This window comes from Cupriavidus taiwanensis, assembly GCF_900250075.1.
In the GTDB taxonomy this organism is placed as follows: Bacteria; Pseudomonadota; Gammaproteobacteria; order Burkholderiales; family Burkholderiaceae; genus Cupriavidus; species Cupriavidus taiwanensis_C.
On the sequence record NZ_LT977070.1, the window covers coordinates 952,351 to 967,675 of the forward strand.

The 15,325-nt window shown below is 63.9% G+C and carries 12 protein-coding genes; 10 read left to right on the top strand and 2 right to left on the bottom strand.

Annotation, left to right across the window (positions count from 1 at the left end; all coding sequences use genetic code 11):
* The first annotated feature begins 27 nt into the window (after positions 1-27).
* From CBM2588_RS04455 to CBM2588_RS04495, 9 genes are all read left to right on the top strand, one after another.
* Positions 28-2,370, top strand: coding sequence for a T6SS effector phospholipase Tle3 domain-containing protein (locus CBM2588_RS04455; protein WP_115679534.1), 2,343 nt, complete (start codon positions 28-30; stop codon positions 2,368-2,370).
* A gap of 91 nt (positions 2,371-2,461) precedes the next feature.
* Positions 2,462-3,919, top strand: a complete 1,458-nt coding sequence (locus CBM2588_RS04460) for a hypothetical protein (RefSeq protein ID WP_115679535.1) — start codon at positions 2,462-2,464, stop codon at positions 3,917-3,919.
* A 4-nt stretch (positions 3,920-3,923) separates the two neighbouring features.
* Entirely contained in the window at positions 3,924-4,409 is a 486-nt protein-coding gene (locus CBM2588_RS04465) for a hypothetical protein (protein WP_147298394.1), read from the top strand.
* Positions 4,410-4,479: 70 nt separating this feature from the next.
* Positions 4,480-4,740, top strand: a complete 261-nt coding sequence (locus CBM2588_RS04470; protein WP_115679537.1) for a PAAR domain-containing protein — start codon at positions 4,480-4,482, stop codon at positions 4,738-4,740.
* On the top strand, positions 4,737-5,276 hold the full coding sequence (tssJ, locus tag CBM2588_RS04475) for a type VI secretion system lipoprotein TssJ (protein ID WP_115679538.1): 540 nt from the start codon (positions 4,737-4,739) through the stop codon (positions 5,274-5,276). Before CBM2588_RS04470 ends, tssJ begins: the two co-directional genes overlap by 4 nt.
* 4 nt (positions 5,277-5,280) lie before the next feature.
* A complete protein-coding gene (gene tssK, locus CBM2588_RS04480) occupies positions 5,281-6,624 on the top strand; it encodes a type VI secretion system baseplate subunit TssK (protein ID WP_115679539.1) in 1,344 nt (447 codons plus the stop codon).
* Positions 6,621-7,898, top strand: coding sequence for a type VI secretion system protein TssL, long form (gene tssL, locus CBM2588_RS04485; RefSeq protein WP_115679540.1), 1,278 nt, complete (start codon positions 6,621-6,623; stop codon positions 7,896-7,898). The genes tssK and tssL overlap by 4 nt, the downstream gene beginning before the upstream one ends.
* 12 nt (positions 7,899-7,910) lie before the next feature.
* Positions 7,911-11,735: a type VI secretion system membrane subunit TssM gene (tssM, locus tag CBM2588_RS04490; protein ID WP_115679541.1), complete on the top strand. Its 3,825-nt coding sequence runs from the start codon at positions 7,911-7,913 to the stop codon at positions 11,733-11,735.
* On the top strand, positions 11,714-12,463 hold the full coding sequence (locus CBM2588_RS04495; protein ID WP_115679542.1) for a TagF domain-containing protein: 750 nt from the start codon (positions 11,714-11,716) through the stop codon (positions 12,461-12,463). The genes tssM and CBM2588_RS04495 overlap by 22 nt, the downstream gene beginning before the upstream one ends.
* Before the next feature lie 47 nt (positions 12,464-12,510).
* On the opposite strand, the gene CBM2588_RS04500 is transcribed toward CBM2588_RS04495, so the two are convergent.
* A complete protein-coding gene (locus CBM2588_RS04500; RefSeq protein WP_115679543.1) occupies positions 12,511-13,206 on the bottom strand; it encodes a transglycosylase domain-containing protein in 696 nt (231 codons plus the stop codon).
* Between the two features lie 59 nt (positions 13,207-13,265).
* Positions 13,266-14,807 carry a DASS family sodium-coupled anion symporter gene (locus CBM2588_RS04505; RefSeq protein ID WP_115679544.1) on the bottom strand — a complete coding sequence of 514 codons (1,542 nt, stop codon included), beginning with the start codon at positions 14,805-14,807 and terminating at the stop codon, positions 13,266-13,268.
* A gap of 265 nt (positions 14,808-15,072) precedes the next feature.
* Here CBM2588_RS04505 and CBM2588_RS04510 point away from each other — a divergent pair, with 265 nt between their 5' ends.
* Positions 15,073-15,318: an RNA-binding protein gene (locus tag CBM2588_RS04510; RefSeq protein ID WP_115679545.1), complete on the top strand. Its 246-nt coding sequence runs from the start codon at positions 15,073-15,075 to the stop codon at positions 15,316-15,318.
* The last annotated feature ends 7 nt before the right edge of the window (positions 15,319-15,325 follow it).

The window sequence follows — 15,325 nt, forward strand, 5'->3', positions numbered from 1 at the left end:
TTCGCATTGATTGTCACGGAATCAGAAATGAATGCACCCGTAGAAACCAGACAAGGCGCCAATTCGATTGCCAGCGCCGACGACATTCACGTCCCAAGCAAGGCGCCCCGGAAGCTCGACCTGAAGACGCTACCCGGCATCATCATCTTCGTGCACGGTGTGAACACGAACGGCGAATGGTTCGCCAGCGCTGAAGAGGGGCTGTGCAAAGGCTTGAATCAGCGCCAGCAGCGCGGCGAGGCGGGCGACGCGTACCAGGGCGGGGTGCTACGTCCAGCGCGGTATCTGCCGGAGCTGACACCAAAGGGCTATTTGTCCCGGGAGGTCAAGGCGACGAACTTCGTTGCCGATGGCGACCAAAGCCCCATTATCCGATTCCGTTGGGGCTATAAAGCTGCCAAGGAAGACGTGGCGCGAGTTGGGCCAAACATCTTGCTTGACGAAGAGGATGCCTGGGGCGGCGGTCCCTTCGCGAACGGATGCTCTGCCCTGCCGGATCTGTGGACCACCGGCACGGTCACCGACCTGTTTGCGGGGTTGCAGGCGCAGGACCTGAATACGGAGACAAGCCGGCTGATCTACGCCTGCCCCCCACGCCACTATGGCGCGCATGCCGCGCGGCGCCTGGCCGCGCTGGTGGCGCAAGTCCGAGTCAAGCATATTGACGCCTATGGCAAGGTGTGTCCGGTCACGGTGGTCTGTCACAGCCAGGGCAATATGGTCGGCATGGCCTCGGCATTCATTGGCAAGCATGATTTCGATGGGGATGGCGTCGCGGACACCTATGTACTCGCCAATCCGCCATACAGCGTGCTGCCAAACTTCTTCGATAACTACGGGCAGTACAACGCTGACACGGACCTGGGACGGGTCACGGTTATCGCGCGGCGCAAGACGCTGGATCGCTTCTTTGAGATTGTTGGTAGCTCTACCTTTGATCATGCCTGCGACGACTGCGTCAACGCTCTGACGCCAACGCGGCGTCCCAGGCAAGGGGAAATTTCCTGGACGGCCGGGGAGGACAGCAAGGAACGTCAGACGCGCAAGCATGTTTTTCTCTATAGCAATCCCCACGATCAAGTAATTTCAGTGAGCACCGTGCAGGGCATGGGGTGGCTGGGCCTGTCGAAGGAGGTGCTCGCCGGCACCGATCACGACATGCTGGAGTCGGCCAAGGCGCGCGGCGATGGCCCCTATGCGTTTGCCCATCATGCCGATGTCTTGTTCCAGCGTGTGTGGGCCCAGGGCAATCCGGGCAAGTATGGCCAGATGCCATTCGAAGTGGGCGCCAAGCCAAGCCACTTCGTCTATTACGACAAGAGTAACCCGTCGAGGGTTGATCCAATCCAGGGCGATGGGAATGCATTCTGGTACCGCAAGCCATTGCCACTGCGCTTTCATCTGACGCGGGTATGGCAGGACGACCAGCGCGGTTTCGGAGAAAAGCTCGGTGCGACCGTGCTCGGTGGCATCTATGAATTGGCCTTCGGCCTGCTACGGGTGACGACCTTCGGGCATGTCAGCTATGTACCCGTGAACGCCGATCCGCCGAGCGGCTGGACCGTGCCGATCAATGCCCCGGCGGTGAAAGAGCCCATCGCCCCGCGGGCGATCCACCTGTATCACGCAGACAAGCGGGCGCCTGACGATGGCGGGCAAAGCGCGCAAGCCGGCAAAGTGGAAGGGATTTTCAACCAGGGACCGGAGTCGCACACGGATGCACTCAATCCGGCGGGCAGGAGCGACGACGTCTACGACAAGTACCGGGGCGCGGGGCAAGGCGCGGCGGACTACAGCGATGAAGCGGCGCTGCGCTATGAACACAATGCCAGCGCGCGTCAGCTGGCCCGGCGCAAGGCCGGGAACCCCTATGAGGCGGCCATCGAGCAGATGAAGGATGGTGGGGATCTTACGGGGGACAAGTATGCGGAATTCCGCGAGTTCGATACCGAAAAGCGGGAGTACTTCCTGAAGTACGCGGTGGACCTGAATGCCACGAACCACTCGACCATTCTGAACAATCCGGTGCACTGCGAGAAGGTGCTCGCCTATGACGTGGATGTAGGCATCTGCATGATGCCGGAGGCTGAGATGAAGTGGCTTCGGCAGTTAGCGGACTGGCGCTATTCCAAACAGAAGGGCATGGAGGACTGGGGTGCCTACTACGGCTCCGGTCGCATTGAAGATGAAACCTTGGAAAGTCGCAGTGAGTACGATTCCGGTGTGCCCAGCATTCTTGGCATGGATGACGAGCGATCGGACAGCCGTATTTCCCAAGCGCCTTCTGCGGCAAAGCATCGGCGACCCACCGAGCATGACCCCGCCTTCGGGGGGCAGATCTTGCAGGGAGGGCACGGTGAACACTACTGATCGACTCTCGCTACCCATCAATCGTCTTGCCATCGTCGTGGCCGGAGTCGCCATCGCCGTGCTCCTGTCGGCCTGCTCATCGGGAAAGCCTATGTCCAACTATCACCGAGATCCGTCGCCGTATCCACTGTCTGCGCGCACACCCGCGAGTGGTCCCAACGCGCCGGCCGCGTATGTACTGGGCGTGCAGTGGATGAATCCGCTGATGTGGAAGGACTACCCCACCCATTGGAACCTGTTGTGGGCGCAGGGACTGGCCGATCGCAATCCGTCCGATACGGACAGTCCGCATCTGAAGCTCGGCGACGCGCCGGGGCTGCTCGTGCAAGGTGTCAACCCGGTCTGGAAGGATGACAATCCCAATCCGGTCTACTGGGAGGCGCTGGAAGACCTGATCAAGGAGCCGCTTTATTCACTGGGCTACCACACCGCGGCCAACGCGAATTACTTCTATTCCATCCGGAATGGCACGCGACGGCCGGACTTTGCCGACATCCGGGTGTTCGCCGGCATGCCGCAGGCGTGGATCAATACACCGACCTATATCAAAGAGTCCAATCGATACAGGAATGGTCTCGACAGATTGGCGAAGCATGCTCGACTTGGTATGCCAGCCCCTTCAATATTGGCGGAAAACGAGGAACACGCCGAAGTGCGCATGAATGACTTATTTGTGAAGGTCTATAGCGATCGCGGAAGTACGCAACGAGGCCTGGCTCACGGTCCAGACATAGTGATTGGCCTGCCCACCTTCACCCTCAATGCCGCACGCCGGCTGTTCTTCATGGAGATCTATAGCGCCGCCGAGGCGATGAGCCTGAAGATCTTCCCCGAACCAAAGCTGGCCAATGTCACGGTGATGGCTGGTGTGGAAACGGTGGGCTTCTATGACCTTCAGGCGGCGATTGCCTACCTGAACGCCAACCCGAAGAAGACGGTGTGGGTGTACACCATGGACGCCCCCAACTACCCGAAGGGCGAGCAGACCAATGAAAACTCGGTGCTGCTGATCCTGGGCCATCCCAGCGCGGATTGGGGCTATGCGCCGCTGGCGGCGTTGTACACCCCGCGGCAGCACGAGGGCGGCATCGGAGCGAAGGCAGCTGTCCCTGGCGGCGCGTGGCAAGGCCTATTGCAAGCCGTGCAAGCGCAAGCACCGCAGGACCATCCGGTTGACCGGGTGTACCACGACATGGACCGGCGTGCGCCCAATGTGACTACGGCACTCGCGCCGCTGCGCGCGGCGGTGCATCAGCAGTGGCCGGACCTAGACCAGTTGAAAAACTTCCGCAGCGTCTCGGAACATATGGTGGGCCCGGCTCGCGCGGCCAGCGCGGGGCTGAACATTGCCTATGCGGTCGCGTACGCGGACCAGACCGGGCATAGCGCAGTCGTCACCAGCGTGGCGGATCCCAGCGATGCATGGACGGTGCTGGTGGCGCCGCCGCCAGGCTGGACCAAGCACGAACCGCCCAAGGAATGGCCGCGGGCGCGGGGCAGGACCACTGCCTATTACCCGTGGTTCGGCAAGCAGACGGCCGCGCGTTAAGCAGATGAAAGTCGTGGTCAATCAAATGAACACTCGTGCCAAAGGCCACCAACAAGGAGAAGCGCCTGCCATGATGAATCCCATTCGGCTCACTACGGTCGTTGTTGCTGCGACTACCTGCCTGCTGTCTGCTCTTGCCAGGGCAGATATCACGCCTGGTCAACTGACTGAACTGCAAAGCCAGGCAGCGATGCAACAAGCGATGGCGATGGCCACCATGATTGCCATTATCGAAGGCTGCGCCCAGACCTATCCAGCGCTGCGTGCGGCGGTCCACGGAGCATATGTCGAGCTCGGAGTGGACCGTGGGGAGGATAGGTTTTCCAAGGCGATCGGCGCGTGCGTGGATAAGGACAGCGCACCGAAAGAGAGTGAGTGCGATGGTCTTGTTCGGCTGGCCGGGCCACCACAAAACCATCGGGGCCTGCAATCCTTCTTTGATGCGGCAAGCCAGACCTCCGCCGGGAAGATGATTGCGTCATGCAAGTGATTACGGCGCAGGCGAAGTTCGCGCCTGCCATTGCGGTCATTACGTCCATTACCTGGGAGCAAAGAAATCAATGGCAGATTCCATTGTTGTGATTGGCGATGGCCACACGCATGGTGGCTTCGTTCTGGCTGGCTCGCCCAGCCACAAGATCAATGGCCGCCCCATCGCACGCATGGGGGATGCCGTCAGTTGTCCCTTGCACGGGATAAACCGAATTTCGCAGGTAAGGGGCCTGTACAAGGTTGATGGCGTGCCGGGTGCGGCCAGCGGTGATATGACGGAATGCGGTGCGGTGTTGACTGGCTCGGTGTCGGCGCGGGTGGGCTCATGAATCGCAAGGCGTTTTCGACAGGGCACAGGACGGCGAGAACCGTGTTGCTGCTTGGCCTGGTCGCGGCATCGGCCCTCGGCTCGGCATGTTCCAGCGCGCCCGCGCAGCGAGAGCAGATGAAGCTGGACCTGGCCGTAACCGCCAAAGACACCGTCAACCCCGACGACAAGGGCAGGCCATCTCCAGTCCTGGTTCGCGTCTATGAACTCAAGACCGCCAGCGCCTTTGAAAATGCGGACTACCACTCGCTGGAAACCGCGGACAAGACACTGCTGATGCAGGATCTGTTGGCACGCGACGAGTTCATCCTTCGTCCCGGCGAGTCGCGTGAGATCGAGCGCAAGCTGAATGCGGATACGCAGGCCATCGGCTTCCTGGTCGGGTACCGGGAGCTGGGCAAAGCCACCTGGAGATCCGTCTACAAACTGCCGCCAGCCCCTGAAGCTGCGTGGTATCGCATGGCAATGCCGGCACGCAAGGTCAAGCTGCAAGTCTCGTTGGACCAGCAGACCACTACCATTTCCAAACCTGATTGAATCCATGAGCTGGTACAACAAGGTCGTCTGGAGCGAGGGCCTGTTCCTGCGCCCGCAACTCTTTCAGCAACAGGAGCGCTATCTGGAACACTACGCACACAAGCGTAGCGCCGCGCTCAGCCCGTTCTTCTGGGGCTTTCACCAATTCTCGATCGATGCCGAAGCGCTCTCGCTCGGCAAGCTGGTGGTAGCAAGCGCCGCCGGGATCTTCCAGGACGGCACGCCCTTTGATGCCCCTGCTCATACGGCAGTGCCGGCACCACTTGCGCTGCTGCCCGAGCACCTGAATCAGACCATCTATCTTGCGGTGCCGATTCGCACGCCAAACGCGGAAGAGATGAACTTCGGCGATGCCACGGACTCCCTGGCGCGTTACCGTGCCTTTGAGCACGAGTTGCTGGATGCCAATTCGATCGCGCAGGGACCGAAGCTGGTGCAGTTGGCAGACTTGCGTCTTCGGCTATTGCCAGAGAAAGAACTTTCTGAATCCTGGCTCGGCCTACCGTTGACAAGCGTGGCGGAAATTCGCGCCGATGGCAGTGCGCGACTGGACGCAGCACTGATTCCGCCGGTCAATGTCTACACCGCCAGCGCATTGCTTCAGACGTGGCTTACGGAGATCCACGGTCTCGTGCATCTCAGGGCCGATGCGATGGCGGAGCGTCTGTCTGCTGCCTCAATGCGGGGCGGGGATGCCGCCGAGGTATCGGAATACCTGATTCTCCAATTGCTGAACCGGTATGAGCCGATTCTGACCCACCTGCTGCATGCCAAGGCCGCGTCGCCAGAGGTGTTGTACATGCACCTGGCGGCGTTGTCCGGGGAACTGTCGACGTTCGTGCGCACCCAGACCCGTCGTCCGGCGGGGCATGCGGCCTATCGGCACGATGCGCCGCATCTTTGCCTGAAGCCATTGGTAGACGATCTGCGCTTGCTGCTCAATGTGGTGCTGGAGCGCGCCGCGCAGCGGATTGACATCACGGAGCAGTCTCACGGGATTCGGCTGGCAGTGCTGGATCCGAGCGAGATCGGCCGCTTCCCGACCTTTGTGCTGGCAGTCACTGCGCAGATTCCCGCGGATCTGTTGCAGCAGCAGTTCCCGGCCCAGACCAAGGTGGGGCCATCCGGGCGGCTGGCGGAACTGGTTCGCTCCCATCTTCCTGGCATTCCGTTGCAGCCCTTGCCGGTGCCGCCCCGTCAGATCCCGTTCAATGCTGGCCATGTCTATTTTGAGCTGTCGCAGCAGCATCCCCTCTGGGATCAGGTGGCACAGTTCGGCGGGCTGGCGTTGCACGTCGCGGGGACCTTCCCTGAATTGCGCATGGAACTGTGGGGAGTGCGGCAATGAGCCAGCCACTTGTGTCGAGTGAGCTGCCGCTGGAACAGCAGGCAGCCCCGCATGCCAGAACGCGAGATCGTGCAAGCCCGCGCGCCGCGGCGGGGGTGGTCAATCCGGACGGCGCCCGAAGGGCTGTTGAGCAGCGGGTTGATGAGATCCGCAGCAAGGCAAATCCGTTGCTCGCCGCGGCACGGCCGCTATTGCGGGCTCTGGCCGATATGCCGGCGTCGCTGCGACAAGACGAGGTGGCTGCGTTGAAGCGCATCCTGGTGCGGGAAGCGAAGGATTTCCAGTCGGTCTGCGATCGCGCCAATATTCGGCGCGAGCACGTTCTGGCTGCGCAGTACTGCCTGTGCACAGCACTGGATGAAGCTGCCAACGGCATGTCCTGGGGACGCCATACCTGGGCGAACAATAGCTTGCTGATCCAGCTGCACGGCGAGAACGACGGCGGCGAGAAGGTGTTCCAGTTGCTGGGACGGCTGCTGAACACCCAGTCGGAAAACATCGATGTCATCGAGTTGATCTATCACATCCTTTCACTCGGCTTTCTTGGCCGGTATGCCGGCCACGCTGATGGTCACCGTCAACTCGACGCGATCCGGCAACGCTTGCTGCACTTGATCAGCGGAACGCGTGAAAGCGTGCCGCGGGACCTGTCGCCGCACTGGCGGGGCGCGGACGCGGGGCGGCTGAGGCTGCTGCGTACGGTTCCGGTGTGGGTCACGGTGTCGGTGCTGGCACTGGCAGTCTTTGGCCTGCTCGCCTGGTACAAGTACCAGCTGTTGTTCCGCACCCACGACCTCGAACAGCAGATCCTCGCCATTGGCAAGGCAACGCCACCGGAACCGCCCAAGGCGCTGCGCCTTGCCGGGTTGCTCAAGGACGAGATCGCGCGTGGGGTCGTCAGCGTGCAGGAGGATGCGACGCGCAGCGCCATCACGTTCCGCGGGGATGACATGTTCGGCGGCGGCCGCGCGGACGTCAGCGACAAGATCCTGCCGGTGCTGGACAAGGTTGCGGCAGAGATCAGCAAGGTAAGCGGCAAGGTGACGGTGATCGGGCACAGCGACAACGTTCCCATCAAGACGGCGAAGTACCCCTCGAACCAGGCGCTGTCGGAAGAGCGCGCGGCAACCGTGGCAGAGTACCTGGCGAGCAAGGGCGTCGCAAAGAACCGGCTCGAAGCGATTGGCAAGGGCGATTCGCAGCCGCTTGCCGATAACAAGGCGCCAGTCGGCCGGGCAAGGAATCGCCGGGTCGAGATCGTAGTCACGCAGTAACCGGGGTCAGGCATGGAATTTCTGAAACGCATTGGCGCAGTGCTGTTCTCCCGGCAGACACTGGCCCTCATTACCGTGCTCGTGGTCGCGGCAGCCATCTGGTTTATCGGTCCGCTGCTCGGCTTCAATGGCATGCATCCGCTGGCGGGCACCGGAGCGCGCGCAGCGCTCATCGTGCTGTTGCTAGCGCTGGCGCTGTTCTGGCTGCTTGGCTGGCCTATCTCCACCATCGGGGCTGCTGCCCTGTGCCTCCTGATCTGGCATGCAGGTTCGTTACTGGCCATTGGCGCCATGCATCCGCTGGAACCGGTTTCCGTCCGTATTCTGCTGATCGCGGCCATTGTCTTTGTATTTGCCGCATACCTGTTGTTCCTGCTTTGGCAGCGTGCGCGCACGGACAAGACCTTTGTCGAGAGTTTGTTGAACTTTGGCAGCAAGCGCCAGGAAGTCGTGGCCAAGGAGGAAATTGCCCGGCTGAACGCGGCGGTCCAGACTGCGCTGCGGCAACTCAAGAGCATGCGCACCGGCGGCAGGGTTGCTCGCCTCTTCGAGGGCCGACGCTATCTCTACGAGCTGCCCTGGTACATGATGGTCGGCGTGCCGGGAGCCGGCAAGACGACAGCGTTGCTGAACGCCGGGCTGCAGTTCCCCATCGCCGAGCAGATGAGTGCGGCGGCGCGCGCGCGGCATGGTACCGAGCAGACGGACTGGTGGTTCACCAATGAGGCGGTGCTGATCGACACGGCCGGCCGCTATACCGCGCAGGAGTCGGGTTCGGCGACCGACCCGGCTGAATGGAGGGGCTTCCTTGGCCTGCTTCGCAAGTACCGCGCCAGGGCCCCGATCAATGGCGCGCTGGTGACGATCAGCGTGCAGGACCTGCTTCGACACTCCAACGAGCAGCGGGTGGTCGAAGCGGCAAGCATCCGCGCACGCCTGGCCGAACTGCGCGACGAGTTGGGCATCCAGTTTCCCATCTACGTGCTGGTGACCAAGCTCGACCAGCTTGCGGGCTTCGCCGATTACTTCCAGTACCTGACCAGCGAGGGACGGGCCCAGCCTTGGGGCTTCACCTTGCCAGCCATGGCGAAGCGGCGGCGGGGACAGCCCGCCGTTGATGCTTGCGCGCTGTGCCGTGAGGAGATGCGATCTCTGGTGACGCGGTTGGAGGCGGGGCTGGACGGCCGGCTGTATGAGGAGTTTGATCTGAGCCGGCGCAAGGCACTCTACGCCCTGAGTGATGAGCTTGCGAGCGTAACGGAGCCGCTGGTCGCGATGCTGGAGCAGATATTCCTGGACTCGCGGTACGACGACACCGAGCGCAGCGCCATGCTGCGGGGCGTGTACTTCACCAGCGCTGCGCAGACCGGCGCGGCAGCGGTAGCGGATGCCGGCACCGTCATCAGGCAGGTGCGTGGCATCGGGCCGTCCGACACCGACGCTGCCGGCGCGGCCACGGACCAGGCCACCGGCAACCGCAGCTACTTCCTGCAGGACGTCTTCAAGCGCATCATCGTGCCCGAAGCCCACCTGGTGAAGCCAAACCTGCGCTGGGAATTCCGCTTCCGCCTGTTGCGGCTGCTCGGGCATGTGCTGGCGCTGGTGGTCTTCCTGTGGCTGGCCGGGGCGCTGTATGCCAGCTTTGGCCATAACCGCAGCTATCTGGACCTGGTGCAGGAGAAAGCCAAGGCACTGGCAGCGACCGTGACGTCCTTCTACAAGAAGCCGGCACCGGATGCGATGCCCGAAGTGCTGGCGGCCGCGCGCGACCTGCCTGGCTATGCCGGCCTGAACCTGGCTGATCCGTCGGCCGACTGGCGTTATGGCCTATACAGCGTGCCGCCGGTGCTGGGCGCCGCCACCATGACCCATGCCAGGCTGCAGGACAATCTGCTGGTGCCGTACCTGGTGCGCCGGGTCGAGTCGGTGCTGTCGGCTGCGGTCAGCCAGCGCGACGCCAAGGCGACCTACGATACCCTGCGGGTCTACCTGATGCTGCACGACGCGGACAAGTTCAATGCGTCCGACGTGCGTAGCTGGGTGCAGAGCGATTGGGCCACGGGAAGCGGGGCGGACGCCTTTGGTGGCAGGGTGGCCGTACTGGAGCACCTGGACAGCCTGCTGGACGGCGAGCGTCCGGTGCAGTCACCGTACGCCAGGAACGAGGCGCTGATCCGTTCGGCGCGCGACTTCCTGGATGGCAACACCTCGACGGAGCGTGTGTACGACCGTGCCAAGGCGGCCATGACCGAGGAGGCGCCACAGGATTTCACGCTGGTGCGCGCGGTCGGTCCCCAGGCCGGCACGGTCTTCACCCGCGCCAGCGGTGAGCCGCTGGAGCGCGGCATCCCGGGCCTTTTCACCTACGCCGGCTACCATGACGTGTTTAATGCCCGCCTGCCAGAGTTCGTCGCCAGGGCCCAGGCCATGGATGCATGGGTGATGGGGCGTGCAGAGGGGCGCGGGGCTCAAAAAAAAACGGTTGACAGTGCCGTGGGCGGGCTTGCCGGCAACGATCCGCTCACGCGCGAGATCCGCCGTCTCTACCTGAATGAATATGCTCGACATTGGGAAAAGTTCCTCGGTGACATCCGGACGGTAACGGGCAATAACCTGGCGTTTGATCTGGAAATCCTGCGCAATTTTGCCGCGCCGGATTCCCCGCTTGCACGGCTCGGCAGGGCGGCGGTTCAGGAGATCACGCTCAGCCGCCAGGTTGACCCCGAAGACAAGTCGCTTGCGGAGAAGGCGCTGTCCGCGTTGGACAAGAAGACCGGCAAGGTCAGTGCATTGAGCGTGCGCGCCGAGGCTCGCCAGGAACGTGAACTGGTCGACAACCGCTTCGCCGTGCTGCGCGAAGTGGTGACCGGCCAGGCTGACCTGTCGGCGCAGGACGCGCGCGCTACCGCCGGCAAGCCGCAACTGGATGGAATTGCCGGCATGGTCAACGCTTACTACACCAGCCTGGTCGTCGCCAACAATGCGCTCAACACCCGGAACCTGCCGCCGCCGGCGGACGCGGGGGAGCAGCTGCGCATGGAGGCGGCCAAGCTGCCCGCACCCTTCAACGCGGTGCTGGCCGACCTGGTGGTGCAGGGGGCCAGGGATGTCAACAAGGGCGTGGGCGATATCCTGATCGCGCAGATGGACGCCGTTATCGGCGAGAGCTGCCGCAGTGCCATCGATGGCAAGTATCCGTTCACGCCGACATCGATGCAGGACGTGGACCCGGAGGACTTTGCCCGGGTCTTCGGCGCAGGCGGTGTGCTGGACGATTTCTTCCAGAAGGTATTGGCGCCGCACGTCGATACCACCATCTCGCCGTGGCGCTACAAACTGGCCGCGCCCGACGTGCCACCCGTGGCCGGCCCCAGCCTGGTGCCTTTCCAGCGTGCCAGGGAGATCCGGGAAGTCTTCTTTCGGGATCCCGGGGCGAAGAAGATGGCTTGGCGGGTCGACCTGAAGGTCGTGGAGCTCGATCCCGAAATCGTCGAGCTGAACCTGGATTTTGACGGGCAGAACCAGCGTTACGTGCACGGGCCGGTTGTCCCGCTCAAGGTGACATGGCCGGGCCCCCGAGGCGGGCAAGGCGCCGAAATCACTGCCAGCCCCCGCATTCGCCCTGATACTTCAACGCTGACCGCCAATGGCCCGTGGGCGCTGATGCGGGTGATTGCCAGGGGCAGACTCGCCGGTTCGGCTACCGCCAGCCACTTCATGGCCGAGTATGACTTCGACGGCCGCAAGGCGAAGCTCGACATCAATACCGGCAGCCTCGCCAACCCCTGGACCACCGGGCTGCTGCAGGGCTTCCAGTGTCCCGGGAGATCCGGGTGATCACGGCGCCGTCGATTTTCGGCAAGTTGCCCGGGCTGGGGGATTTTGTCCGGCACAATGCCCCGCTGGACCAGGTCCAGGTATGGCGCAGCTGGTTCGATTGCCGGAATGACGATTTCCCGGCGAGGGCCGCGCCGCAGGCCCCGGGCGGCCAGGTCCGGCACTGGCTGCACCTGACCCCGCCCAGCCTGTCAGGCCATTGCCGGTTGCGCCCGTCTGAACCCTGCCTTTTCATTCTGCGGCCGGGCGGCCTGCAGTTCCCGTGCGAGAGCAGTTACCTGCTCGGTGTCGTTGCCGCATCGCACGACCGGGTTGGTCGCCGCTATCCGCTGGTGGTCTGGCAGACCGCCAGTGCCCAATGGGCCGGCCATATCCTGGCCGCGCCCGCACAATGGCTTACCGAGCTGGCGCAGCTCGTGCACGACCACACGCGCCAGGCGGACCGAACCAGCCTGGCCGCGGCAGTCGACGCGCTCTGGGATCGCCACCGGCCCGGCTGGCGCGATCGTATCCAGCTTTCGCTCAAGCGCCTGTCGGCTGCGTCCCGCCTTGCCGGCGCGCGTGAAGCGCCGGACTGCAGCGTCGTTGGGCCCAGGTCAATGCGCGACGACTGGCCCGCTGGCCTGTTGTGTCGTGGCAGCCTCGGCAGCGTTTGGCAGTCCGCTGCCCGCTGCGCTTTCGAGATTGACGGCGTGCCTTCCATTCGACGGATGGTGGCGGGGCTCTGATACTTTTCCAAAAGCGGCATACTCTCTGCCAGCGTTATCACACGCCATCATTTCAACCGCAACGGCTCCAGCAACGCCCCGTCATACTCTCCCCGCGAAATCCGCCCCAGCTCCAGCATCCGCTGCAGGATATAAACCTGCCGCTGCCGCGCCCGCCGCGGATTCGCCACCGGGTTGTTCGCCGAAGGCGCCTTCGGCAGGCCCGCCAGCATCGCGCACTCAGCCAGCGTCAGCTGGTCCAGCCGCTTGCCGAAGTAGGTCCGCGCGGCATCGGCAAAGCCATACGCGCCCTGTCCAAGGTAGATCTTGTTCAGGTACAGCTCGAGGATCTCATCCTTGCTGAGGGCCTTTTCGATCCGGTACGACAGCAGCACCTCATACAGCTTGCGCGTGTAGGTCTTTTCCCGCGACAGGTAGAAATTGCGCGCGACCTGCATGGTGATGGTCGACGCCCCCTGCGACAGCTCGTCCGACAGGTTGGCGACGCCCGCGCGGATCACGCCGACGTAGTCGATGCCGTCATGCAGGTAGAAGCGTTCGTCCTCGATCGCCACCACCGCCTCGGTCAGCGCGCGCGGCATCTTGCCGATGGGCACGTAGTCCGGCGTCTCGCGGAAGGCGGTGAGCGCGTCGAGCGAGGGCAGCTGCCGGTTGGCGGCGAGGAGGGCGATGGCGGCCAGCAGCGCGCCGCCGATCGCGGCGAGCAATAGCAGCTTGAGCAGGGCGGAGCAGAGGCTTTTCATGGCGCGTATTGTGCCAGCCGCCGCGCGCCCCGCGCGAGCCCGCGGGTTTGCGGATTTACTTATACCCAGCCCAGCCAGCGCCAGTAGGTCGCGGCGAACAGCAGCATCATGGCGTAGCCGATGATCGTGACCGGGATGCCGATGCGCGCGAACTGGCGGCCGTTGAAGGTCTCGGTGCCCAGGCACACCATGTTCTGCGGCGCGTTGATCGGCAGGATAAAGCCGAAGCTGACGGTAAAGCCCAGCAGCATGGTGATGCCGACGCGGTTGATGTCGCCGGGCAGGGTCTGCAGCACCGAGATCAGGATCGGCAGCAGCGCCGCGGTCAGCGCGGTGGCGCTGGCAAAGCCCAGGTGGATCAGGATCAGGAAGGCCGACAGGATCGCAAACACCAGCAGCGCGCCATGCGCCGCCAGCCCCGAATGCGTGACCACGAACTGGCCCAGCCACTGCCCGGCCTGGGTCGACAGCAGCGCGGTGCCCAGGCTGATGCCGACCCCGAACACGATCAGCGTGCCCCAAGGCGTGCGCTGCTGCATGGTCTTCCAGTCCATCACGCCGATGCGCGGCAGCATCAGGATCACCAGCCCGACGAAGGTCACGGTGGCGGTGTCGAAGCTGTGCAGCTTGCCCTCGGTGGCCCAGAACAGCAGCAGGCCCAGCGACACCGCGGCCAGCCGCTTCTGCGCGCCGCTCATCGGGCCGAGCGCGGACAGTTCGCGCTGCACCGCCTCCTTGCCGCCGGGAATGGCCTCGGTCTCGGCCGGCAGCAACCAGCGCACCAGCACATAGAGCACCACCGACATCGCCACTGCCCACGGCGCGCCCGCGATCAGCCATTGCAGCCAGGTGACGCGCTCGCCCAGCAGCTTGTCCATGAAGCCGACCGTCAGCAGGTTCTGCGCGGCGGCGGTCTGGATGCCGACGTTCCAGATGCTGGTGGCCTGCGCCACCGTAATCATGATGCCGGCGGCGATATTGGATTTCTTGTCGACCCCGAACGCGGCGATCACGCCCATCATGATCGGCACCACGCAGGCGCTGCGCGCGGTGGCGCTGGGCACCACCAGGCTCAGCGCGATGGTGACGGCGATGGTGCCGATCAGGATGCGGCGCGTGCTGGTGCCGATTGCCGACAGCGTCACCAGTGCGATGCGCCGGTCGAGCCCGGTCACCGTCATCGCCGCGGAAATGAACAGCGCCGCCGCGACCAGCGCCAGCGCGGTATTGGAGAACCCGGCCAGCGCCATGCCGAGCGCCTTCGAGGTCCCGTATTGCACCGAGGGGTCGTTCACGGTCGGCGCAAAGCCGATCAGCCCGGCCATCAGCGAGGTGATCATGATGGCGCTGGCCTCGTACGACACCGCCTCGGTGATCCATACCACGATGGCGAACGCCAGGATCGCCAGCATGCGCTGGCCGGCAATGGTGAGCCCGTCGGGCTGCGGGATCGCCAGCACCGCGAGCAGCGCGGCGGCGGCTGCGAACAGGCCCCAGTGCAGGGTCGGCCTGGGTGTGGCTGCGGGTGCTGGGGTGGCTGCTGGCGCGGCCACGGCGGGGGTATCAGGGGCAGGCGGCTGGGAGGCGGGAAGTTCTGGCATTGCCGACATTCCTTGTAGTTCGACCTGATTGAAATTTTCCGGCGCGCAGCGGGCGATGTCGAGGACCGAGGCGGGATAGTTAGGCCCGTCATGCGCAAGATCAAGGCGATGGCAGATCGCCGGATTCCCCGGCCGCCGCGCGCGTCATACCAGTGAGAGGCTCGCCACACAAGGCCTGCGCGGCAGTCCGCATGATCCGATACCGGCGCCGTGCCGGGTTCCGCGAGACACGAGCCGGAGTGATCTGAAATAATTGGAGCCGACCATGAAGGTTTTAGTACGCGGTCTCAAGGCCGGGCTGGACCCGGCGGCGCTGCGCAAGGCGCTGGCGCGGTATGCGAAGATCCGTTCGGTGGAACTGGTGCAGGAAGGCGACCCCAGGCATCCCTGGGCCTGGGTCGATATCGACGCCGGCGCGCTGACGGTCTGGAAGCTGGTGGCGCGGCTGGACCGGCGCTATATCGCCGGCTGCCACCTGCGCTGGCACGTGCCGGCGTACCGCGAGCGCTGAAGCGACG